Source organism: Pseudofrankia saprophytica, from assembly GCF_000235425.2.
GTDB classification, from domain to species: domain Bacteria; phylum Actinomycetota; class Actinomycetes; order Frankiales; family Frankiaceae; genus Pseudofrankia; species Pseudofrankia saprophytica.
In genome coordinates this window covers 2,934,926-2,957,202 of record NZ_KI912266.1, presented here as the reverse complement: position 1 = coordinate 2,957,202, position 22,277 = coordinate 2,934,926, and the positions used below count along the sequence as shown (strand labels likewise).

Annotated in this window: 16 protein-coding genes; 13 read left to right on the top strand and 3 right to left on the bottom strand. The window is 73.6% G+C overall.

The window, feature by feature from the left end; translation table 11 throughout:
• Positions 1-194 precede the first annotated feature (194 nt).
• The gene (locus FRCN3DRAFT_RS0212275; RefSeq protein ID WP_106410442.1) at positions 195-3,797 is read right to left on the bottom strand and encodes an ATP-binding protein; all 3,603 of its coding nucleotides are present in this window, start codon (positions 3,795-3,797) and stop codon (positions 195-197) included.
• Between the two features lie 304 nt (positions 3,798-4,101).
• On the opposite strand from FRCN3DRAFT_RS0212275, the gene FRCN3DRAFT_RS0212270 reads away from it, so the two are divergent.
• Positions 4,102-4,500 (top strand): VOC family protein, encoded by a 399-nt coding sequence (locus FRCN3DRAFT_RS0212270; protein WP_007513594.1) that lies wholly within the window; start codon positions 4,102-4,104, stop codon positions 4,498-4,500.
• A 293-nt stretch (positions 4,501-4,793) separates the two neighbouring features.
• Positions 4,794-5,450: a GlcG/HbpS family heme-binding protein gene (locus tag FRCN3DRAFT_RS58105; protein WP_007513596.1), complete on the top strand. Its 657-nt coding sequence runs from the start codon at positions 4,794-4,796 to the stop codon at positions 5,448-5,450.
• A gap of 41 nt (positions 5,451-5,491) precedes the next feature.
• Here the strand turns inward: FRCN3DRAFT_RS58105 and FRCN3DRAFT_RS44150 are convergent, their stop codons facing one another.
• Positions 5,492-6,838: an amidohydrolase gene (locus tag FRCN3DRAFT_RS44150; protein ID WP_007513598.1), complete on the bottom strand. Its 1,347-nt coding sequence runs from the start codon at positions 6,836-6,838 to the stop codon at positions 5,492-5,494.
• Between the two features lie 180 nt (positions 6,839-7,018).
• On the opposite strand from FRCN3DRAFT_RS44150, the gene FRCN3DRAFT_RS49400 reads away from it, so the two are divergent.
• Together FRCN3DRAFT_RS49400 and FRCN3DRAFT_RS0212250 are read left to right on the top strand one after the other, a co-directional pair.
• Entirely contained in the window at positions 7,019-7,522 is a 504-nt protein-coding gene (locus FRCN3DRAFT_RS49400) for a hypothetical protein (protein ID WP_007513599.1), read from the top strand.
• A 500-nt stretch (positions 7,523-8,022) separates the two neighbouring features.
• Complete coding sequence (locus FRCN3DRAFT_RS0212250; protein ID WP_007513601.1) at positions 8,023-8,376, top strand: hypothetical protein; 354 nt, start codon at positions 8,023-8,025, stop codon at positions 8,374-8,376.
• A 222-nt stretch (positions 8,377-8,598) separates the two neighbouring features.
• On the opposite strand, the gene FRCN3DRAFT_RS0212245 is transcribed toward FRCN3DRAFT_RS0212250, so the two are convergent.
• Positions 8,599-9,894 carry a LacI family DNA-binding transcriptional regulator gene (locus FRCN3DRAFT_RS0212245; RefSeq protein ID WP_232794019.1) on the bottom strand — a complete coding sequence of 432 codons (1,296 nt, stop codon included), beginning with the start codon at positions 9,892-9,894 and terminating at the stop codon, positions 8,599-8,601.
• Between the two features lie 267 nt (positions 9,895-10,161).
• On the opposite strand from FRCN3DRAFT_RS0212245, the gene FRCN3DRAFT_RS0212240 reads away from it, so the two are divergent.
• The 9 genes from FRCN3DRAFT_RS0212240 to FRCN3DRAFT_RS0212200 all read left to right on the top strand — a co-directional run bounded on the left by FRCN3DRAFT_RS0212240 (position 10,162) and on the right by FRCN3DRAFT_RS0212200 (position 22,275).
• Complete coding sequence (locus tag FRCN3DRAFT_RS0212240) at positions 10,162-11,841, top strand: sugar ABC transporter ATP-binding protein (RefSeq protein WP_007514556.1); 1,680 nt, start codon at positions 10,162-10,164, stop codon at positions 11,839-11,841.
• Complete coding sequence (locus FRCN3DRAFT_RS0212235; RefSeq protein ID WP_007514555.1) at positions 11,838-12,899, top strand: ABC transporter permease; 1,062 nt, start codon at positions 11,838-11,840, stop codon at positions 12,897-12,899. The genes FRCN3DRAFT_RS0212240 and FRCN3DRAFT_RS0212235 overlap by 4 nt, the downstream gene beginning before the upstream one ends.
• Positions 12,889-13,986, top strand: coding sequence for an ABC transporter permease (locus FRCN3DRAFT_RS0212230; RefSeq protein WP_007514554.1), 1,098 nt, complete (start codon positions 12,889-12,891; stop codon positions 13,984-13,986). The genes FRCN3DRAFT_RS0212235 and FRCN3DRAFT_RS0212230 overlap by 11 nt, the downstream gene beginning before the upstream one ends.
• A gap of 75 nt (positions 13,987-14,061) precedes the next feature.
• The gene (rhaS, locus tag FRCN3DRAFT_RS0212225) at positions 14,062-15,147 is read left to right on the top strand and encodes a rhamnose ABC transporter substrate-binding protein (RefSeq protein ID WP_007514553.1); all 1,086 of its coding nucleotides are present in this window, start codon (positions 14,062-14,064) and stop codon (positions 15,145-15,147) included.
• A gap of 193 nt (positions 15,148-15,340) precedes the next feature.
• Complete coding sequence (locus FRCN3DRAFT_RS0212220) at positions 15,341-15,703, top strand: L-rhamnose mutarotase (RefSeq protein WP_232794018.1); 363 nt, start codon at positions 15,341-15,343, stop codon at positions 15,701-15,703.
• 222 nt (positions 15,704-15,925) lie between these two features.
• Positions 15,926-17,095, top strand: a complete 1,170-nt coding sequence (gene rhaI, locus FRCN3DRAFT_RS0212215) for an L-rhamnose isomerase (protein WP_035924685.1) — start codon at positions 15,926-15,928, stop codon at positions 17,093-17,095.
• Between the two features lie 2 nt (positions 17,096-17,097).
• A complete protein-coding gene (locus FRCN3DRAFT_RS0212210) occupies positions 17,098-18,546 on the top strand; it encodes an L-fucose/L-arabinose isomerase family protein (RefSeq protein ID WP_007514549.1) in 1,449 nt (482 codons plus the stop codon).
• 76 nt (positions 18,547-18,622) lie between these two features.
• Positions 18,623-20,746 carry a bifunctional rhamnulose-1-phosphate aldolase/short-chain dehydrogenase gene (locus tag FRCN3DRAFT_RS0212205; RefSeq protein ID WP_007514547.1) on the top strand — a complete coding sequence of 708 codons (2,124 nt, stop codon included), beginning with the start codon at positions 18,623-18,625 and terminating at the stop codon, positions 20,744-20,746.
• Entirely contained in the window at positions 20,743-22,275 is a 1,533-nt protein-coding gene (locus FRCN3DRAFT_RS0212200) for a rhamnulokinase (protein ID WP_007514546.1), read from the top strand. Before FRCN3DRAFT_RS0212205 ends, FRCN3DRAFT_RS0212200 begins: the two co-directional genes overlap by 4 nt.
• Positions 22,276-22,277: the final 2 nt, after the last annotated feature.

Below are 22,277 nucleotides of genomic sequence, written 5' to 3'. Positions count from 1 at the left end.
GGCCGTGGCCGCGAAGGATTTCTTTCCGGTGCGCCTCGGCGTTGGGGCGCATCGTCATGAAATCCCGTCCGAGGGTGTCCCGTCTCCTGTTCGACGCCCGGCTGACATGCCCTGCGCGTAGCCGACACCTTTTCCGACAGCTGGCCGACAGTTTCCGGTCGGTGGCCCTCCACCCTGCGTCGGCGCGCGGACACTCAGCGGACGATGTTGCCACCGATCTGGTTGAGGCCGGCCTCGGCGGCGGTGAGCGCGCCGTAGCAGCGGGCGGCGTCGAGCGGGTGGCCGACGTAGTCGAACAGCCGGCCGGCGGCGACGAACAGCGCTCCGGCCCGTTCCGTGTCACCCTCCAGGCGGGCGACGTATGCCTCGGCCTCCTGCGTCGCGGCCTGCCACGCCGTACCGTCCCACAGCGCGGCCGACGAGCGCGCCACGGCGAGGTGGCGGTGCGCGCGGGCCAGGTCGCCCGACCGGGCGGACGCGATGGTCGCCGGCACCGCCGAGGTCACCGAGCAGAACAGGCAGCCGTCCTCGACGCCGAGCGTCTCCTCCACCCTGGTGAGCGCGACCTCGGCGGCCGCGGTGTCCGGCGCGGCCGCGATCAGCGTTCCGTGGATGCGGTGCAGCAGGTGGGCGGCGATCGGCGACCAGCGGGCCAGCGGCAGGGCGCGCAGCAGCAGGCGGTTGGCGCCGGCGGCGTCGCCACGCGCGAGCCGCGCCTCGGCGAGCCGCTGCAACGAGTGCGCCTCACCCGACGTCGCCCCGATGTGACGGTGCAGGTCGACCGCCTCGGCGAGCCGCCGCTCGGCCCGTTCGAGGTCGCCGCCGAGCAGCCTCGCCTCTCCGGCGAGGCAGGCGGCGAACGCCAGCCCTCTGGCCGCGCCCGTCTGCTCGGCCGCCTCGGCCAGCCGATCCGCGATGCTGATCACCTCGGCGTAGGGCGTCGGCCCGTAGAGCATGATCTCGGCGACGCACAGGTGGGCGTCGAAGAAGGTCGTCGCGAGCGCCGGCAGGCGGCTGCTGTGCCGCAGGTCCTCGGTCAGCTGCGCGAAGTACTCGCCGCGACTGTGTGAGACGAGTCCCCGCAGGCTGACGAGGTCGAAGCCGAACCGGGTCGTCGGGGTGGACACGAACCGACGACCGCCCTCGTCGGCGATCGCGGCGGCTGCGTCGATGTCGCCCCGGAAGTAGGCGAGGTGTCCCCGTCCCAGCAGGATCGCCAGGTCGGCGGGACCACCGTCCGGCTCCAGCCCGTCGAGCGCGGCGGCGGCTCCGTCGAGGTCACCGGCCACGAGCAGGGCACGGGCGAGGCGGGCGCGCGGTACCCGGGCATCGACCGGCGAGCAGAGCACGATCGCCGCCCGGTAGGCGTCCGGGGCGCCCGGGTCGGCGAGCGCGACCAGCAGGTCCGCGCGCAGCGTCGCGAGCGCCACGGCGTCGGTGCCGGTGGCGTGCTCGCGGACCTCGTCGAGCTGGTTGAGCGCGTCCCGGTAGGCCCCGAGCGCGGCCTTCGTCTCGGCGGCGCGCACCACGTACGGCACGGCGCGGGCGCGCTCCCCTGCCTGGACCAGGTGGTGTCCGACTCGGCCGGGCGAACCGGCCGCCGCGGCGAGCCGGTCGGCCACCTCACGGTGCGCCATCCGCAGCCGGTGCGCCGCCAGTTCGGCGAGCAGCCCATCGCGGACCTGCTGATGGCGGAACCGGAAGCCGCCCTCGGTCCGGTCGAGAACCCCGCGGTCGAGCAGGTCGTCGAGCAGTACGTACGCGTCGGGCTCGGGGCGGCCGGACAGGGCGACGAACTCGTCCGTGTCGAACGAGGCGCCAGCGACGGCGAGCAGGCGCAGCAGATCGCGCGTAGCGGGCGCGAGGCCGGCGATCACCGAGGCGTCGAGGATCAGGGTCAGCGGACCCTCCGGGTCGAGCGCCGCTCTCCGGGCGAGCTGGAGGGCCGTGGACGCCACGCCGCCCGACGCCTCCCAGATCCGTTCGACCAGCGGGCCGGCAAGTGCCGACTCTCGGGTGACGAGCGCGGCGGTGGCCGCCCGGTCGAGCGGGCCGAGGTCGACGGCGACGGCGGCCTCCCGGGCGAGCAGGCTCGCGCGGATCTCGGCGAGGGCTGCCGGGCCGGTGGCGACCGGACGGTGGCCGAGCAGCAGCACGACCGGCCGTCCCGCGAGCGAGCGGGCCAGGTAGTGCACCAGCCGCAGGCTGGCGTCGTCAGCGTCCTGCAGGTCGTCGACGACGAGCAGCGCGCCCGGGCGGGTGCCGGACGCGGCGGGTCCGGTGGGGTGAGCGGCGCCGGCGGGGTTGGAAGCGGCGGGGTTGGAAGCGGCGGGGTTGGCGGTGGCGAGGTCGGTGGCGGCGAGGTCGGTGCCCTCGGCCGCGGCGCGCAGAAGCTCCGCGGCGGCGATGAACAGCCGCTGGTGCCCGCCGGCACCAGGCCAGTCCAGGTCGCGGCCGGACATGGCGCGCTCCAGCTCGGAGCGGAAACGCTCGTCGATCCCACCGAGCAACGCCGGGCGGCGGCGGCACAGATCGGCGAGCGCCTCCAGGACCGGCGCGTAAGGCCAGCCGCCTTCGACCGCCGCCGCCGTGCCCACGCCCACCTGCCAGCCCGCCGCCGCGGCGCGGCGGGCCACGGCGTCGAGCAGCGCCGACTTGCCGACGCCCGCCGGGCCGCTGACCAGCACCGCCGCGCCGCCCGCTCGACCACTGGCGACGCCCGCCGACGCACTCGCGCCGCCGCCGGCACCGCTGTCACTGCCACTGCCACTGCCACTGCCACTGCCGAGGCTCTCGACGCCGGCACGGGCAAGCACCCGCTCGACCAGCCGCAGCTCAGCGTCCCGCCCGACCAGGCCGTCCGCGTCCGCGGCCGCCGCGCGGTCACGAGGGATCGAAGAAGCCAGCCTGCCAACCCTGGCACTCTCCTGCCGTCCGTCGGTCCGCTCGCCGGCGGGTGGACGCGCCGCCGCGGCGGCGACCGCAGGTGGTGGCGGCGGCGCGGAGGCTGGCGACGGTGGCAGTGGCGGGTCGACCAGGGCGGCGGCCCGCAGCGCGAGGGCGTCGGGCCCTGGGCCGAAGCCAAGTTCGCGGCGCAGCGCCCTGTCCATCCGCTCGAACTGGCGCAGCGCCGCATGCCGCTCACCCCGGGCGATGTACCCGCGCATCAGCGTCAGGTGGGCCTCCTCGTCCGCCGGGTCCTCCGCGAGCACCCGCTCCCAGCGGCCGGCGGCGCGCAGCAGCCGCAGGTAGAGCAGCCGGAGCCGGTCGCGGTCGGCCTGCGTCCACGGCTCGTACAGGTCATCCGGCAGCAGTGGCCCGCCGTAGGCGTCCGCCGCCCGCGCCGCCGGCGACGGCTCCGTCGTGCCAGGCCCGCCGGCCGGGCCTAGGGCCTGCTCGGCCAGGTTCTCGAAGATCCGGACGTCGATGGTCACGTCCCGGTCGGGGCAGAGCGTGACGACCTCGCCGCGCAGGAGGATGCCCTCCGGGTCACGCAGTGCGCGGCGGGCGTAGTGCGCCGCCTTGTGCAGCCGGGGCGCCGCCTCGTCGACGGGAACGTCGGGCCAGAGCGCGTCGAGCACCCGCTCCCGGTGCAGCCGCCGCCCCGGCGCGAGCGCCAGCAGCTTCACCAGCGCCGCGGCCTGCCGCCGGCGCCAGACCTCCTCGGGCAGCACCTCGACACGCCGCCGGTCGCCGCCGTCCAGGCCGGCCCGCAGCGTCACCTCGAAGCCGCCGAGCAGCCGGATCTCCACCTCGGGCCGCGCCGAGACGACCGGTTCCCGCTCAGCGAGTGTCATGACGACGATTGTCGGCCGAGGCAGGGCCGTCGGACCCACCGTAAAACCGCCGTGGCGGTCGCCTTCCCGACACCTTCCCCGCCGCCGACCGGCGTCTTCCACCAAAACCGCCCGCGCGGGCCGACATACGCGCGCCTTCTCTGGATCTTCCCCGGCACGGTCACGGCCGCGACAGGCAGGAAGAAGCCTGGCGGAAGAGACCGTCCCTAGCTTCAGCGACGTCCGGTTCCCGTACTCCACACCGGAACGACCCGACGAGATCCCTCGACGAGATTCAGACGAGATTCAAGAGAGGAGACGTCCGATGACGTCTTTCCCCGCGGTCACGCACGTCGCTGTCACGGTGACCGACCTCGAGACCAGCGTCCCCTGGTACACCCGCCTGTTCGGCGCCGAGCCGGTGCTCGACGAGGACACCGGTCCGTTCCGCCACGTCGTCTTCGCCCTGGACGGCGGGCAGCTGTTCGGCCTGCACCACTTCCCCGAGGGCACCGTGGCGGGCGAGTTCAGCCCGCGGCGGGTCGGCCTCGACCACGTCGCGTTCGGCTGCGCGGACCGCGCCGAGCTGGAGGCCTGGTGCGACCGGCTGGAGCGGCTCGACATCAAGCACGGCGGCATCGTCGACGCGCACTACGGCTCCGGCCTCGCCATCAAGGACCCGGACGACATCGCGCTGGAGTTCTTCGCCCCGCCGGCGTCCTGACCGGGCGGTCTGGTGGCCCGGCCACCGGGCGGCCCAACCGGCGGCCGAACACCCGCGGTGGCTGTGGCGTCCTCCCCCACGGCCACCGCACCCTCCACGGCCACCGCACCCTCCCCGACCACCAACACACCGCCGCCACCAGCAGGGCGACAGGTGTGCCACGTGGCGAACGGCGCCCGGCGGCGCCGACGGATCTAGCGTCGGCGACGGGCAAACCGCCCAGGTTCACAGCAACGCACGGGGGCGGCGCCGACGGGGCGACGAGACCCGTCAGTGGAAGGTGAGGGGGGACTGTGACCTTGTCACTGTCCGACGCACGCCGGGTCATCTCGGCGGGCGAGCGGCGAGCGCGCGAACTCGGCCAGCCGATGAACATCGCCGTCGTCGACGATGGCGGCAACCTCGTGTCGCACGTGCGGATGGACGGTGCCTGGGTCGGCAGCGTCGACGTGTCCATCAACAAGGCGGTCACCGCGCGCGCTGGCCGCACCCGGCCGGCCGAGGAACGGGCACGTGACCTCGCCGCGGCCGGCGTGTCCCGCTTCGGCGGATCCGACCGCGCCGACAACGGCTACCACCCGGGCCGCTACCGCTCCGACGGATTCCGCTCCGACGGATTCCGTTCGGACCGGCCTGACGGGGACGGGCACCGCGGGAGTGGGCAGGACGAGGGCGGATACGACGAGCGCGAGTATCGCGAGTATGAGGAAGGCGGCGGGTACGAGAAGGGCGGCCGCCATGAGAACGGCTACCGGGCGGACGCCGTTCGCGACCAGGCCGCCGTCGACGACGACCGGTTCGACGGCGTCAGCGGCCGCGGACGGTCCGCGCGGCCCGTCGGCGGCGTCCCGCTGATACGCGACGGGCTCGTCGTCGGCGCGGTCGGGGTCAGTGGCGGCACGACCGACGACGACCAGGCGGTCGCCCGGGCCGCGGCCGCCGCGCTCTGACCCCTCCGTGGTAGGGCAGGCCTTCGCTGTAGGGCACGCTACTAACGGGGAGTGAGGGCGGCGCGGCGGGCGAACAGTTCCTCCGCGGCGGACTGGGCGCGGGCGCGGACGGCGGTCTCGTCGCAGGTCAGCAGCTCACCGGCCGCGAGCAGGCGGCGGCCGTCGACCCAGACGCTGTCGACGTCCTGGCCGGACGATGAGAAGACCAGATGCGCCGCGACGTTGGCGTCCGGTCCGGACAGCAGCGGCGTGGTGTGCAGCTTGCGCAGGTCGACGGTGATGAGGTCGGCGCGCTTGCCGGGTTCGAGGCTGCCGGTGACGTCGGCGAGGCCGAGGCAGCGGGCGCCCTCGATCGTGGCCATGGCCAGGATGTCCCACGGGTCGCCTGCGGTCGGGTCGAGGGCGACGAGCTTCTGCAGCAGCGACGCCATCTTCACCTCTTCGAGAAGATCAAGGTTGTTGTTCTCCTTCTCCCCGTCGCTGCCGATGCCGACGGTGACTCCGGCGGACCACAGCTTCGGGACGGGCGCCGCGCCGGAGGCGAGCTTCATGTTCGACGCCGGGCAGTGGGCGACCCGGGTACCGGTCGAGGCGATCAGTTCGATCTCGGCGTCGTCGAGCCATACGCAGTGCGCGACGACCGCCCGGCCGTCCGCGAGCGCGCCGCGCCGGGCGATCTCCGCCAGCGGGCGGTGGCCATAACGGCGCAGCGACTCCTCGACCTCCCAGCGGCTCTCGCTGGAGTGCACGTGCAGACCGGTGTCGTACTCGGCGGCGAGCGCCGCCGCGTCGGCGAAGGCGCGCTTGGTGCAGTAGAAGAGGTGCTCCAGCCCGACCCAGGAGCGAACCCGGCCGCCGAAGGACGAGCGGTGCGCGGCGAGCAGCGCGCGGGTCGAGTCGATCGACTCGAAGTAGTCATATCCCTCCTCGTCGGCGACGTACGGCACGAGCGTGGCCCTGATGCCGAGTTCCCCGGCGACGCGCGCCGAGCCGTCGAGGAAACGCCACATGTCCATGACCGAGGTGGTGCCGGAGCGGACCGCCTCGGCGTAGCACAGCCAGCTCGCCGCCTCGGCGATCTCGGGCGTGAGGGCCCGGTGGGCCGGGTCGACGTAGGTCTGCAGCCAGTCGAACAGGGCGAGCCCTTCGGCCGTCCCACGCAACAGGCCGGAGTGCAGGTGGCAGTTGTGCAGCCCCGGCAGCACGGCGAACCCCGCCGCGTCGATCACCTCGACCCCGGGCCCGGCCGCCCGCGGGTCGGCGTCGACCTCCTCCACCGTCCCGACGGCGAGGATCTCCGTCCCGTCGAACAGCACCGACCCCGGCTGCAGCAGCGCCCGTCTCGGCGCCATCGGCAGCACGACCCCACCCCGCACCAACGTCCTCATGGCGCCTCATTCAGCCCGACCCGCCGCCCCTCGACAACCGACGACGCCCTGATGCGGCGCGAGCCACACCCGGGCCCATCCACATCGACCACCTGCGCGTTCGCGTCCCGGGCCCACGGTCGGGGTGTCGGGATCAGGACAAGCCCGCACACGGAGGCGACGGTTCGCCATGATCGCGCCATGAGCGGGGCCACGGTAATGCGGTCGGTGGCGACGGTGGGACTGGCGATGGTGCTGCTTTTCGCCACCGGCTGCGGCTCTGCCGGATCGAGGCTGGCGGCCGTTCCGCCGTGCTCGCTGCTCACCGCGGCCGAGGTCAGCGCCGCCGCCGGCTCGGATTTCGTCCAGGGGCACGAGTTCCCGTCCGAGGCGGACCACGAGGTCCTCGGCTGCACGTACCAGTCCCCGAAGGGCTGGGCCACCGTCTGGACCGCGACCTGGGCCAAGCACACCGATGCCGAGGTGCCCATGGCCCTCGTCTGGCCGGACGACCCGCGGTGCGACGGCCAGCTCGAACACGCCGACACCGTCCGCTACCGGGCCTATGTCTGCACGACGGGCGCCAACATTCAGGACATGTATGTCCTGAAGGACAAGAACTACCTGTTCATCACGATCGGCGCGGGCGCCCCACCCGACGCCGCCCGCCACCTCGGCGAACTCGCCACCACCCGCCTCCCCTGACCCGCCGCCTGGCGGCCACCTTCACCTCAGAAGATCGCCAGGCCTGCACCGGAATCCGAACTACGGGCCATCGCCAGTTCGGATCCGGGTGCAGAACCGCTGATCAAACTTACGTCGGGCCAGGACTCCCGGGACAATGTCGCCCGGAGGGCGCGGCGGGGCGACCCGGGCGCAGGCGTCGGCCAGCGCCTGTTCACAGGCCAGCGCGCATCCGCGAGAACCAGTTCAGCGACGGCGTCGTCGGGCCACCACGAAACCGGAATGACGGCGAAGGGCCCGCCCGACATATTCCGTCACCGCACCATCCGTCGCGTCACCGACGGGTCGATGACGGACGTTCCGCGCTGGCCACCGCAGTCGTCACCCAAACCTCAGGCAAGAAATGACCGACAGTGGTCCCGAAAAAGATATCGCGCAGCATTACTCCGGGTAACCCTTGGGTCATGTGCATGAGGTGAACCGCGATCGACGAGCGAAACACGTCAGGAAAGGACTCGTAGATGATGATGCGTCGAACCGCCCGTGTACTCGCCGCCTCCGTCGGTGTCGCGGCTGCCGTGACCGTGGCCGCACCGGCCCACGCCCTTCCGCAGAGCCCCCAGGTCACCGTCTTCGGTACCGCGTTGTGCCCGAGCACCGACCCCGCGAATCGGCTGACCATCTCCACCGGCTTCGAGACGAAGAACGCGCTTCCCGACCCCGAGAGCGGCAGCTACAGCGTCACCTTCAACCAGATCCCCCCCAACGGAATCCGGGCGAACGCCAGGATCGTCTGTGACGACGGGACCTTCACCAAGGCGTTCACCATCAACCGGCCGACGATCGGTTCGGCCCAGCTCCGCAGCTTCGGGTGATCCCATGACCCGCAGGTTCAGGTGACCGGGAGCGCGGACCCACTGGTCTGCCGCACCGGTCGAGAGGGTTCACCTCAGGTACGACGAGGGGTCTCCAGGGTCCTCCCTGGAGGCCCCTCTCTTGCTGTGCCGTCTCGCCCCGGACCAGCGCTCGCGCGCCGGCGGGTACGCCGGTCCCGGACGACGCGCCGCCCCCGGTCAGCCGGCTGACCCAGGCCGCGGTCAGCCGACGGTCGAGGCGCGGGCTACCAGTTCGGGGGTGAACTGGACGGCCTGGTGCTCGTGGGCGGGGTTGTTGGCCTCGTCCAGCAGAAGCTCGGCGGCGGTGCGGCCGAGGAGGTGGCGGGGCTGGCGGACCGACGTCAGCGGGACGGCGGCGGCCGCGGCGAAGTCGATGTCGTCGTAACCGACGATCGCGCAGTCGCCGGGGACGGCGACGCCGAGGCGCACGCACATCTGCAGCAGGCCGAGCGCGACCAGGTCGTTCGCGCAGAACGCGGCGGTGGGGCGGCGGGCGGCGGGCAGGCCGACGAGTCGTTCGGCGGCGCCCCGGCCCTCGGCGACGGTGAGCGCGCCGGTCGCGAGCACGGTCAGCCGGTCCGGCGGCAGGCCGGCGTGTTCCAGGGCGCGTAGCGCGCCAGCGCGCCGGTCGCGGACCTGGCTGAGGGTGTCGGGGCCGCCGATGAACGCGATGCGCTCGTGGCCGCGTTCGAGCAGGTGGGTGGCGGCGAGCTCACCGCCGAGGACGTCGTCGACGGACACCGAGCAGCCCTCGCCGGCGCCGGCGACGCGGTCGACGAGCACGACGGGGGTACCGCGGGCGGGCAGGGTGCGCAGCCGCTCGTTCGCCGCGTCGACCGGGGTGATGAGCACGCCCTGGACGCGCTGTTCGAGAAGCAGGTCCAGGTAGCGGGCCTCGCGGTCCGCGTCCTCGCCACTGTTGCACAGGAACACCGACAGGTCCGCGGCCTCGGCGACCTCCTCGATCCCGGTGGCGACATCGGTGAAGAACGGGTTCGACGGGTCGAGCATGACGTACGCGAGGATTCGGCTGCTGCCAGCGCGCAGAGCCCGCGCGGACTCGTTGCGGACGAAGCCGAGCTCCTCCATCGCCCGCTCGACCCGGGCCCGGGTCCGGGGGCTGACCAGCTGCGGCCGGTTCAGGACGTTGGAGACCGTGCCGAGCGACACCGCCGCCGCCGCCGCGACCTCCTTGATGCCGGCGGCACGGCTCACCGCCGTGGCCCGGCCCGCACCACCGGGCCGGCGCACATCCCCAGGCCGGGCCGTGCCGGCCGGCCGGCCGGCACCCGAGACGGAGCCCGCATCCGTCGCGCGGCCCGCGCCTGCGGCCGGGCCGGCATCCGCCGTCCGGCTCGCACCGGCCGCGCGGCTGACGTCCGCGGCCCGATCGGCAGCGCCGTCCGCGTCTCGAGGAGCGGGCTGCGCGGGCACGGCGGCCGCCCGGTGGGGGCGCTCGGCCCCGGCCGCGGGTGGTGCCTGCTCGCCGTCGTCCACACCGCTCCCGACCCTTGAAACGTGCCAGCCGAACCGCGCCAACTGATCCGGACAGCTGACCCGAGCCAGTCGACGAACCGAGCTGGCCGTACCGGGCGGGCGAGGCGTCGAAGCGCGCCGCCCGACCAGCGGATAGTACCGACGGTCCGCTGCGACAACGCAACCGAAGCGCCCAACCGGGCCCGAACCTGGACCTTGACACCGTTCGGGACGCGCGGCTACGTTGCGCTGGTCACGCTCATTGAAACCTTTCATTGAAGGGGTGAGATGTCCGCAGAGCAGGCGCCGCTGTTAGCGGTGCGCGACGTCTCCAAGTCCTTCGGGGCGGTCGCCGCGGTCCGCGACGTCTCGTTCCCGCTCTACGCCGGCGAGGCGCACGCGCTGGTCGGCGAGAACGGCGCCGGCAAGTCCACGATCGTCAAGATGCTCGCCGGGGTGCACCGCCCCGACACCGGCGCGATCGAGCTGGACGGCGCCCCGCTCGCACTGAGCTCCCCCGCCGACGCCCGAGCGGCCGGCATCGCGGTGATCTACCAGGAGCCCACCCTCTTCCCCGACCTCTCCGTCGCCGAGAACATCGCGATGGCCAACCCGCCTCGCGGCCGGTTCCGCGCGATCGACCGCACGCGCATGGTCCGGGACGCGGAGGCCTTGTTCGAGCGGCTCGCCGTCGCCATCGACCCGGCCCGGCCGGCGCGCGGCCTTTCCATCGCCGACCAGCAGCTCGTCGAGATCGCCAAGGCGCTGTCCGCCGACGCGCGGGTACTCGTCATGGACGAGCCGACGGCCGCCCTGTCCACCGTCGAGGTCGAGCGCCTCTTCACCGTCGCCCGTTCGCTACGCGACCGAGGCGCGGCGGTCCTGTTCATCTCGCATCGGTTCGAGGAGATCACCGCGCTGTGCCAGCGGGTGACCGTCATGCGCGACGGCCGGCACGTCTCGACGGACCCGCTCGCCGGCCTCACCGTCGACGACCTGGTCCGCCGGATGGTCGGCCGCGACCTGTCGACGCTCTACCCGCAGCGGTCGGCGACGCCGGGCGACGTCGTGCTGGAGGTCGACGGCCTGCGCCGCGACGGCGTCTTCCGGGATGTCTCCTTCCAGGTGCGCGCCGGCGAGATCGTCGCGCTCGCCGGCCTGGTCGGCTCCGGGCGCTCCGAGGTCGCGCAGGCGGTCTTCGGCGTCGACCCGCGCGACGCGGGTACCGTCCGCGTCCACGGCCGCCAGCTGCGCGCCGGGTCGCCACGCGCGGCGATGACCGCGGGGCTCGCGCTCGTGCCGGAGGACCGGCGGTTGCAGGGCCTCGTCATGGACGCCTCGATCGCCCGCAACGTCACGCTGCCGCGCTCCGGGGCGCTCGCCCGCCTTGGGCTGCTCTTCGGCGGCTCCGAGCGGCGCGCGGCCGCCGAGTGGACGGCCCGGCTGCAGACGAAGTACGGCCGGCTGGCCGACACGGTGTCGACCCTGTCGGGCGGCAACCAGCAGAAGGTCGTGCTCGCCAAGTGGCTCGCGACCCTGCCCCGCGTCCTGATCGTGGACGAGCCGACCCGCGGCATCGACGTCGGGACGAAGGCCGAGGTCCACCGGCTGATCTCGGGCCTCGCCGAGGACGGCGTCGCTGTCCTGATGGTCTCGTCCGAGCTTCCCGAGGTGCTGGGCCTGGCCGACCGGGTGCTGGTGATGCGGGAGGGCCGGCTGGTCGCCGAACTGGACCGCGCCGACGCCACCGAGGAGTCCGTCATGTTCGCGGCGGTCGGCCAGCGACGGCCGGGATCCGCGGCGACCGGGACGACGCCCACGGCCGTCGACGGCGAAGCGCCCGCGGAAGGCAACGCCGCCGACGGCAAGGCATCCGCGGAAGGCAAGGCCATCGACGGCAAGGCATCCGCGGGGGGCCGGCCCACCGATGGCAAGCCGGCCGAGCAGGACGTGGAGGTCGCGCTGTGACCACCGTCGAGGACTCCGTCGTCGAGGGCCCCGTCCGCACGGCGCCGGCGCGCGCGGTGCCCACGCGGACGTCCGTGCTGCAGCGGGTGCTGCGGGCGCGCGAGATCAGCATCGTGCTGGCGCTGGCGTTGCTCGTCCTCGTGACGGCCGTCGGCCATCCCAGCTTCGTGCACTCGCAGTCGATCCGCGACATCCTGCTCGGCTCCGCCATCCTGGGCGTGCTCGCGGTCGGCCAGACGATCGTCGTCATCACCCGCAACATCGACCTGTCGGTCGGCTCGGTGCTCGGCCTGTCGGCGTTCGCCGCCGGGACGCTGCTGATGGACCACCCCGGCGTGCCGATCATCGTGGCGGTCCTGGTCGGGATCGCGGTCGGCGCGGGCTGTGGCCTGGTCAACGGCCTGCTCGTCCGGTTCGGCAACGTGCCTGCGCTGGTGGTGACGCTCGGGACGCTGTACGCGTACCGCGGGGTCGCCTACCTGTGGGCGGGCGGCAGCCAGATCAACGCCGACGAGCTGCCGGACGGCTTCCTGAAGTTCGGCACCGCGACCGTGCTCGGCGTGCCGTACCTGGTGCTGATCGCGGTCGCCGTGCTCGTCGTCGCCGGCATCGTGCTGCGGTCCTACCCGGCCGGGCGCCAGCTCTACGCGCTCGGGTCGAGCCCGGACGGGGCACGGCTCGCCGGCATCCCGGTGGGCCGGCGCACCCTGGCCGCCTTCCTCGCCAGCGGCACCCTCGCGGGCCTGGCCGGCGTACTGTTCGCCGCCCGGTTCGGCACGGTCGACGCCGCGGCGGGCAACGGCTACGAGCTGAACGTCGTCGCGGCGGTCGTCGTCGGCGGTGTCGCGATCTTCGGTGGCAGCGGCTCGGTGTGGGGCGCGGCGCTCGGGGCGCTGCTGCTCACGACGATCGGCAGCGCGCTGCCCGTGCTCGGCGTCGACCAGTTCTGGCAGCAGGCCATCGTCGGCGCGCTGATCCTGCTCGCGATCGGGATCGACCGGCTGATCGCCGCGCGGGTCGCGGCGGCGCTGAAGAAGAGGGGATCCCATGTCCGCTGACAGCGACCAGCCGGCCGCGGGCCGGGCAGCGCAGCCAGGACGGGCAGCGCAGCTGGGACGGGCAGCGCAGCCAGGACGGCGAGCGCAGCTGGGACGGCTCGCGAGCTGGGACGTCGGCGTCATCGTGCTCGCGGTCCTCGTCATCGTCGTCGCCTCCGCGTCGGTCGAGAACTTCGGGACGTCGCGCAACTTCACGTTCCTCGTCCTCGACCTGCTGCCGATCGCGCTGATCGCGCTGCCGATGACGTTCGTGATCGTGACCGGTGAGATCGACCTGTCGGTGGCCAGCACGCTGGGCCTGTCCAGCGCCGTGATGGGCAGCCTGTGGAACCACGGGTTGACCATCGAGACGATCATCCCGCTGTGCGTCGTGCTCGGGGCGGTGCTGGGCGCGGTGAACGGCCTGTTCGTGACGGTGTTCCGGCTGCCGTCGCTGGCCGTGACGATCGGCACGCTGGCGCTCTTCCGCGGGCTGGCGCTCGTCGTCCTCGGCGACACCGCCGTCGCCGACTTCCCGGGCGGTTACACGACCTGGGTCACGGGCACGATCGGCGGCTCCGCGGTGCCGAACGTCCTGATCCCGCTGGCGGCGCTGGCGGTGGTGTTCGCCGTCGTGCTGCACGCGACGCCGGTGGGCCGCTGGGCCTTCGCCGCCGGGGCCAGCGAGCAGGCGGCCCGGTTCGCCGGGATCCGCGTCGGTCGGCTGAAGTTCTGGCTCTACGTCGTGACCGGCGCGGTCGCGGGGCTCGCCGGGGTGCTGTGGACGCTGCGCTACTCCAGCGCCCGCGCCGACAACGGCTCCGGTCTGGAGCTCGCGGTCGTCGCCGCCGTCCTGCTCGGCGGGGTCTCGATCTTCGGCGGCCGCGGCACCCTGCCCGGGGTGCTCGGCGGGGTCGTACTGCTGGCGGCGCTGCAGAACGCCATGCGCCTGTCGGACGTCTCGAACGAGTCCCTGAACGTCGTCACCGGCGCGCTGCTCATCGTGTCGGTGCTCGTCCCGAACCTCATCCGCCGGACCAGGGCCGCGGTCTCCCGCGCCCGGCGCCGCGGGTCGAGCGCCCTCTCCCCTCCGCTGCCCGGTTCCTGACCGCCGGGTCGCCCGACCGCCGCTTCTCCATCACCCACCACCGCCTGGCGGCCACTCCGAAAGGGATCCCCAGCCATGCAGCCACACAGATCCAGAAAACTCCTGCTGCCCGCCGCGGCCTTAGTCGCGCTGACCGTCGGCCTGACGGCCTGCGGCGGCACGTCGAAGGACGACACGGCGACCGCCGGCGCTGCCACCTCGGGCGGTACCGCGGCGTCCGCCAACCCGAACGCGACGCTGAAGACCGGCGTGAAGATGGCGTTCCTGCCGAAGCAGCTCAACAACCCCTACAGCGACATCGAGGTCAGCGGCGGCAAGGCTGCGCTCGGCGACCTCAAGGGCGAGTACAAGCTGGTGGGGCCGAACGACGCGTCCGCGTCGTCGCAGGTCAGCTACATCAACACGCTGATCCAGCAGCAGCAGGACGTCATCGGCATCGCGGCGAACGACCCGAACGCCGTCTGCCCGTCGCTGAAGCAGGCGTCCGCGGCCGGCATCAAGATCGTCGCCTTCGACTCGGACGCGGCGAAGGACTGCCGCGACGTGTTCATCAACCAGGCGACGACGCAGGGCATCGGCGAGGGCCTGGTGAAGATGACCAGCGACCTGGTCGGCGGCCAGGGTGACATCGCGATCCTGTCGGCCACCCCGAACGCGACGAACCAGAACGCCTGGATCGACGTCATGAAGACCGAGCTGGCCAAGCCGGAGTACAGCGGCCTGAAGCTGGTGAAGATCGCCTACGGCAACGACGACGACCAGACGTCGTTCCAGCAGGCGCAGGGCCTGCTGCAGTCGTACCCGAACCTGAAGGCGATCGTCTCGCCGACCACCGTCGGCATCGCGGCCACCGCCCGGTACGTGAGCAGCTCCAGCTACAAGGGCAAGGTCGTCGTCACCGGTCTCGGCACCCCGAACCAGATGCGCGAGTACGTCAAGGACGGCACCGTGAAGCAGTTCGCGCTGTGGAACCCGGCCGACATCGGCTACCTGGCGGCCTACGCGGGCGTCGCGCTGGCCTCCGGCCAGATCACCGGCGCCGAGGGCGAGACGTTCACCGCCGGCAAGCTCGGCAAGTACACGATCGGCAAGGACGGCGAGATCGTCCTCGGCCCGCCGACGGTCTTCGACGCCGACAACATCGACAAGTTCGACTTCTGAGCACGTCCGGCACGCCGGTCGCCCCACCCGGGCGGCCGGCGGGCCGGCCTCGCCGCGGCGTTCCCGTCGCGTCGGGCGCGTCCGTCGCGGGGGCCGGGACCGTCGCGGCGGACGCGCCCGACGCGACGGTAGGGACCGGCGACACGACAACCGGCACTACCGGAGTCACCGGCACTACCGGCATTGCCGGGGGGTGCGAACCAGCCTGAACGGGACATCGGAGGGGAAGATCGCGGTGCGACGGTACTGCTTCACCCTGCGGGTTCGGCCGGACCGCCTGGCCGAGTATGCCGAGCGCCATCGGGCCGTCTGGCCGGAGATGCTCGACGCGCTGCGGGCGGCAGGCTGGCACAACTACTCGCTCTTCCTGCGCGACGACGGGCTGCTCATCGGGTACGTCGAGTCGCCGAACCTGGCCGCCGCCCAGGCGGCGATGGCCGCGACCGAGGTGAACGCACGCTGGCAGAAGGAGATGGCCGACTTCTTCACCGGCATCGACGGCCGCGGGCCCGACGAGGCCATGCGACCGCTCGCCGAGGTCTTCCACCTCGATTGACCCCCTCCCCCTTTCCCCTCCCTCTTCTGTCCGGCCTGCCTGGCGGTACCGCACCCGCGCCCGCATCGGTGGCTTTCGGTGCGCCCGCCCGGCTCGGCCCGGCTCGGCCCGACCCGGCCCGCCCTCCCGGACAGACCCAACCGACCAACCCGGGTCGCTTTCCCGCCGACGTCCGCGGCGCCACCCACAGCGCCCCGGCGGCGCCGGACCTCAAGGAGCGTGATGACGATGGCGAACCCGACGGATGTCGTGAAGACAGGCCTGCGTTCGCTGCAGATCGAGACCCCGTCATGGGCCTACGGCAACTCCGGGACCAGGTTCAAGGTGTTCCCGCAGCAGGGCGTGCCCAGGACCCCGTTCGAGAAGATCTCGGACGCCGCGCAGGTGCACCGGTTCACCGGGACCGCGCCCAGCGTGGCCCTGCACATCCCCTGGGACCGGGTCGACGACTACGCCGGGCTCGCCGCCTATGCCCGCGACCAGGGCGTCCGGATCGGCGCCATCAACTCCAACGTCTTCCAGGACCCGGACTTCATGCTGGGCAGCGTCACCAACCCGGAGCCGCGCATCCGCCGCAAGGCGGTCAAGCACCTGCTGGAATGCGTCGACATCATGGACGCCACCGGCTCGAACGACCTGAAGCTGTGGTTCTCCGACGGTCTGAACTACCCCGGCCAGGACGACCTGCGCGACCGCCAGGACCGGCTCGCCGAGGCGCTGCGCGAGGTCTACGACCGGCTCGGCGCGGGGCAGCGGATGCTGCTCGAGTACAAGCTGTTCGAGCCCGCGTTCTACGCCACCGACGTCCCCGACTGGGGCACCTCCTACGCGCACTGCGTCGAGCTCGGGCCGAAGGCGGCCGTCTGCATCGACACGGGCCACCACGCGCCGGGCACCAACATCGAGTTCATCGTCGCGTTCCTGCTGCGCGCCGGCCGGCTTGGCGCGTTCGACTTCAACTCGCGGTTCTACGCCGACGACGACCTGATGGTCGGCTCGGCGGACCCGTTCCAGCTGTTCCGCATCATGTACGAGATCGTCCGCGCCGACGCCCTCGCGGGTGGCATCGCGTTCATGCTCGACCAGTGCCACAACATCGAGCCGAAGATTCCCGCGGTGCTCCGCTCGGTGATGAACGTCCAGGAGGCGACCGCTAAGGCGCTGCTCGTCGACCGGGACGCGCTGCGCGCCGCCCAGCGGGCCGGTGACGTCCTCGGCTCGAACGCCATCCTGATGGACGCCTACAACACCGACGTCCGCCCGCTGCTCGCCGAGCTGCGCGCCGACGCGGGCCTCGACCCCGACCCGACCGCCGCCTACCGCCGCTCCGGCTACGCCGAGCGGATCATCGCCGAGCGCGCGGGCGGCCAGCAGGCCGGCTGGGGTGCCTGACCATGTCATCCACGGACGCGGGGCTGGCGCGGGTCACGCCCCGCCCGACCAGGGTGGGCCTGGTGGCCGGCGGGCTCGGCGCCTACTGGCCGCAGTTCCCGGCGCTGCTGCCCAGGCTCCAGGAGTCGGCGCGCGAGGTCTCGGCCCGGCTGTCCGCGCTCGACTGCGAGGTCGTCGACGTCGGCTTCATCTCCGACGCGCAGGAGGGCGCCCGCGCCGCCGACCGGCTGCGGGCCGCGGACTGCGACCTGATCGTCGGCTTCCTCACCACCTACATGACCGCGAGCATGCTGGTCCCGATCGCGCAGCGCGCCGGGGCCCCGGTCCTCCTGCTCAACCTGCAGCCGACCGAGGCGATGGACCACGACACCTTCGACACCGGCGACTGGCTGGCCTACTGCGGCGCCTGCCCGCTGCCCGAGATGGCGAACGCGTTCCGCCGCTGCGGCGTCGAGTTCCGGTCCGTCTCGGGCTACCTCGCCGACGAGCGGGCCTGGCGCCGGATCGAGCGCTGGGTACGCGCCGCCGGGGTCCGGGCCGCGCTGCGCACGGGCCGGCATGGCCTGCTCGGCCACCTCTACCCCGGGATGATGGACGTCGCCACCGACCCGACGCTCGTCTCCGCCCAGCTCGGCGGGCACGTCGAGATCCTGGAGATCGACGATCTGCGCGTCCGCGTCGAGAAGGTGACCGACGCCGAGACCGACGCCCGGCTCGCGCTCGCCCGCGAGGTGTTCACCCTCGACGAGTCGGTCGCGGGCGACGACCTGCGCTGGGGCGCCCGGGTCTCCGTCGCGCTCGACCGGCTGGTCGACGACTTCGCGCTCGACTCGCTCGCCTACTACCACCGCGGCCTCGACGGCGAGAAGCACGAGCGGGTCGGCGCCGGGCTGATCCTCGGCGCGTCGCTGCTCACCGCCCGCGGCATCCCGGCCTGCGGCGAGTACGAGCTGCGCGCCAGCCTCGCCATGCTGATGTTCGACCGGCTCGGCGCCGGCGGCTCGTTCACCGAGATCCAGGCGCTGAACTTCCGCGACGGCGTGGTCGAGATGGGCCACGACGGCCCGGCGCACCTGGCGATCAGCGCGCGGCGGCCACTGCTGCGCGGGCTCGGGACCTACCACGGCAAGCGTGGCTGGGGCGTGTCCGTCGAGTTCGACGTCGCCCACGGCCCGGTGACCGCCTTCGGCCTCGGCCAACTGCGCGACGGCACGTTCCGGTTCGTCGCCGCCGAGGGCACGGTCGTCGACGGGCCGCTGCTGCGGATCGGCAACACGACGTCGCGCGTCGACTTCGGGCGCGACCCCGGCGAGTGGGTCGACGCCTGGTCGGCCACCGGCGTCGACCACCACTGGGCGCTCGGCACCGGCCACCGCGTCGCCGACCTCGCCGCCGTCGCCGACCTGCTCGGCATCGAGCTCGTCGTCGTCGGCCCCGGCGGCGGCACGTGACCGGCCCGAGGCGCGGAATCCAGGCCCGCCAGAACCAGACCCAGAACCGCCAGAAGACGAAGGGACTTGGGGAACGATGAGCGAGCAGCCAGCACGACCGGCCGCGGCCAGCGGGACCGGCCACGCGGCCAGCCACGCGGCCGGGACGGACGCCACCACGGTGGTCGGCGAGCTGCTCGGCCGGTCGAACCGGCTGGGTGCGGACCCCCGCAACACCAACTACGCCGGCGGCAACACGTCGGCGAAGGGCACGGCGACCGACCCGGTCACCGGCGGCCCCGTCGAGCTGCTCTGGGTCAAGGGCTCCGGCGGTGACCTCGGCACCCTCACCGCCGCCGGCCTCGCCGTCCTGCGGCTGGACCGGCTGCGCGCGCTCGTCGACGTCTACCCGGGCGAGGACCGCGAGGACGAGATGGTCGCCGCCTTCGACTTCTGCCTGCACGGCCGCGGCGGCGCCGCCCCGTCCATCGACACCGCCATGCACGGTCTGGTCGAGGCCGCCCACGTCGACCACCTGCACCCCGACGCCGGGATCGCGCTCGCGACCGCGGCCGACGGGGAGCGGCTGACCGCCGAGTGCTTCGGCGACCGGGTCGTGTGGGTACCGTGGCGGCGGCCTGGCTTCCAGCTCGGCCTCGACATCGCCGCCGTCGCCCGCGAGCACCCGAACGCCATCGGCGTGATCCTCGGCGGGCACGGCATCACCGCCTGGGGCGCGACCTCGGCCCAGTCCGAGGCGAACGCGCTGGAGATCATCCAGACGGCGGCGCGGTTCCTCGCCGAGCGCGGCAAGGCCGAGCCGTTCGGCCCGCCGCTGGCCGGCTTCGGCCCACTGCCGCCGGCCGAGCGGCACGCCAGGGCGGCCGCCCTCGCCCCGGTCATCCGGGGGCTCGCGTCCACGGACCGGCGGATGGTCGGGCACTTCACCGACGACGACGCCGTGCTCGACTTCCTCGCGCACGCCGAACACCCGCGCCTCGCCGCCCTCGGCACCTCCTGCCCGGACCACTTCCTGCGCACCAAGGTCCGCCCACTGGTGCTCGACCTGCCCCCCGACGCGCCCCTCGACGACGTCGTCGACCGCCTGCGCACGCTGCACGCCACCTACCGGGACGACTACCGCGCCTACTACGAGCGGCACGCCACACCCGACAGCCCGCCGATGCGCGGCGCCGACCCGGCGATCGTGCTCGTCCCCGGCGTCGGCATGTTCTCGTTCGGCGCCGACAAGCAGACCGCCCGCGTCGCCGGCGAGTTCTACGTCAACGCGATCAACGTGATGCGCGGCGCCGAGGCCGTCTCGACCTACGCGCCGATCGACGAGGCGGAGAAGTTCCGGATCGAGTACTGGGCGCTGGAGGAGGCCAAGCTCGCCCGGATGCCGAAGCCGCGCCCGCTCGCCGGCCGGGTCGCGTTCGTCACCGGCGGCGGCTCCGGCATCGGCCGGGCGATCGCGCTGCGGCTGGCCGCCGAGGGCGCCTGCGTGGTGGTGGCCGACCGGGACGGAGCCGCGGCCGAGAAGGTCGCCGCCGAGATCGGCGCCGCGGCGGCGCGGCCCGCCGACCGGGCGGTCGCGGTGGCCGCGGACGTGACCGACGAGCAGCAGGTCGCCGCCGGGCTCGCCGCCGCGGCGCTCGCGTTCGGCGGGGTCGACCTGGTCGTCAACAACGCCGGCCTGTCGATCTCCAAGCCGCTGCTGGAGACGACCGCCGCCGACTGGGACCTGCAGCACGACGTGATGGCCCGCGGGTCGTTCCTCGTCGCCCGGGAGGCGGCCCGGATCATGACCGGCCAGGGCCTGGGCGGCGACATCGTCTACATCGCCAGCAAGAACGGCGTGTTCGCCGGCCCGAACAACATCGCCTACGGCGCGGCCAAGGCGGACCAGGCCCACCAGGTCCGGCTGCTGGCCGCCGAGCTCGGCGAGCACGGCATCCGCGTCAACGGCGTCAACCCCGACGGCGTCGTCCGCGGCTCCGGCATCTTCGCCGGCGGCTGGGGCGCGAAGCGGGCCGCCGTCTACGGCGTCCCGGAGTCCGAGCTCGGCGCGTACTACGCGCAGCGCACCCTGCTCAAGCGCGAGGTGCTGCCCGAGCACGTCGCGAACGCCGTCCTCGCCCTCACCGCCGGCGACCTGTCCCACACCACCGGCCTGCACATCCCGGTCGACGCCGGCGTCGCCGCCGCCTTCCTGCGATGACCCTCTTCGCCGCCGTCGATCTCGGGGCCTCCAGCGGGCGGGTACTCGCCGCGCACGTCGGCCCCGGCCGGCTGGAGGCGACCGAGGTACACCGGTTCCCGAACACGCCGCTGCGGCTGCCCGACGGCCTGCACTGGGACGTCGGGCACCTCTACCTCGAGGTGCTCACCGGGCTGCGGGCCCTCGGCGAGGCGCACGGCCAACCGCGCAGCATCGGCGTCGACTCCTGGGCCGTCGACTACGGGCTGCTCGACGGCGCCGGCCGGCTGCTCGGCCTCCCCTACCATTACCGCGACACCCGGACCGGCGAGACGGTTCTCGACACGGTGCACGCCGCGGCCTCCCCCGCGGCGCTCTACCAGGCGAACGGACTGCAGTTCCTGCCGTTCACCACCCTCTACCAGCTCGCCTCCGAGTCCGTCGAGTCCGTCGAGTCCGCGGGCGGCCGGGGCCCGCTGGGCGCCGCGGCCACACTGCTGCTCATCCCCGACCTGCTGGCCTACTGGCTGACCGGGCAGCGCGCCGCGGAGGTGACGAACGCGTCGACCACCGGCCTGCTCGGCGCGCGCGACCGGACGTGGTGGGCGTCGCTCGCCCGGCTCGCCCGCATCCAGCCCGAGATCCTGCCCCCGCTGGTCACCCCGGGCACCGTCGTTGGCGGGCTGCGCCCCGAGGTGGCCGAGGAGACCGGGCTCGCCGCCGGGACGCCGGTCACGGCGGTCGGCTCGCACGACACCGCCTCCGCGGTCGTCGGCGTCCCCGCCGAGGGTGAGAACTGGGCGTACATCTCCTGCGGCACCTGGTCGCTCGTCGGCGTCGAGCTGGACGCGCCGGTGCTCACCGAGGACAGCCGCGCCGCCCGGTTCACCAACGAGGCGGGCGTCGACGGCCGGACCCGCTACCTGCACAACGTGATGGGCCTGTGGATCCTGCAGGAGTGCCTACGCACGTGGGAACGGGCCGGGCACCGCTGGGCGCTGGCCGACCTGCTGGGCCAGGCCGCGGCTCTGCCGCCCGGCGGGCCTGTGGTCGACCCCGACGCCCCGGAGTTCCTGCCACCCGGCGACATGCCTGCCCGGGTCGCCGCCGCCGCCCGGGCCGCCGGGCAGCGCGAGCCGCGGGGCCCCGCCGAGATCGTCCGCTGCGTCCTGGACAGCCTCGCCGCCGCATACGCCCAGGCGGTGCGCGCCGCCGAGCGCCTGTCCGGCCGGCGCATCGACGTCGTGCACCTCGTCGGCGGCGGGGCACGCAACGCGCCGCTGTGCCAGCTGACCGCGGACGCGCTCGGCCTGCCGGTGCTCGCCGGCCCGGCGGAGGCGACCGCGCTCGGCAACGTGCTGGTCCAGGCCCGCGCGCACGGGGCCCTCGGCGGGCAGCGCGCGGGCGGCGATGACGTCAGTCTGGCGGCGCTACGCGCGCTGGTCCGTGCGACGGCCCCGCCGACGCGGTACGAACCGACGAGGAGCGGGACGGTCCTCGTGCCAGGCACGCCGTGGCGCGGCGGCGCCGGAGCGACCGGAGGGAGCTGAGC

Coding starts and splice junctions, on each gene's coding strand:
- FRCN3DRAFT_RS44150 (WP_007513598.1), bottom strand. CDS start 6,838: ATGAGGACGTTGGTGCGGGGTGGGGTCGTGCTGCCGATGGCGCCGAGA.
- rhaI (WP_035924685.1), top strand. CDS start 15,926: ATGACGATGGCGAACCCGACGGATGTCGTGAAGACAGGCCTGCGTTCG.
- FRCN3DRAFT_RS0212240 (WP_007514556.1), top strand. CDS start 10,162: ATGTCCGCAGAGCAGGCGCCGCTGTTAGCGGTGCGCGACGTCTCCAAG.
- FRCN3DRAFT_RS0212275 (WP_106410442.1), bottom strand. CDS start 3,797: ATGACACTCGCTGAGCGGGAACCGGTCGTCTCGGCGCGGCCCGAGGTG.
- FRCN3DRAFT_RS49400 (WP_007513599.1), top strand. CDS start 7,019: ATGAGCGGGGCCACGGTAATGCGGTCGGTGGCGACGGTGGGACTGGCG.
- rhaS (WP_007514553.1), top strand. CDS start 14,062: ATGCAGCCACACAGATCCAGAAAACTCCTGCTGCCCGCCGCGGCCTTA.
- FRCN3DRAFT_RS0212230 (WP_007514554.1), top strand. CDS start 12,889: ATGTCCGCTGACAGCGACCAGCCGGCCGCGGGCCGGGCAGCGCAGCCA.
- FRCN3DRAFT_RS0212250 (WP_007513601.1), top strand. CDS start 8,023: ATGATGATGCGTCGAACCGCCCGTGTACTCGCCGCCTCCGTCGGTGTC.
- FRCN3DRAFT_RS0212205 (WP_007514547.1), top strand. CDS start 18,623: ATGAGCGAGCAGCCAGCACGACCGGCCGCGGCCAGCGGGACCGGCCAC.
- FRCN3DRAFT_RS0212270 (WP_007513594.1), top strand. CDS start 4,102: ATGACGTCTTTCCCCGCGGTCACGCACGTCGCTGTCACGGTGACCGAC.
- FRCN3DRAFT_RS0212210 (WP_007514549.1), top strand. CDS start 17,098: ATGTCATCCACGGACGCGGGGCTGGCGCGGGTCACGCCCCGCCCGACC.
- FRCN3DRAFT_RS0212200 (WP_007514546.1), top strand. CDS start 20,743: ATGACCCTCTTCGCCGCCGTCGATCTCGGGGCCTCCAGCGGGCGGGTA.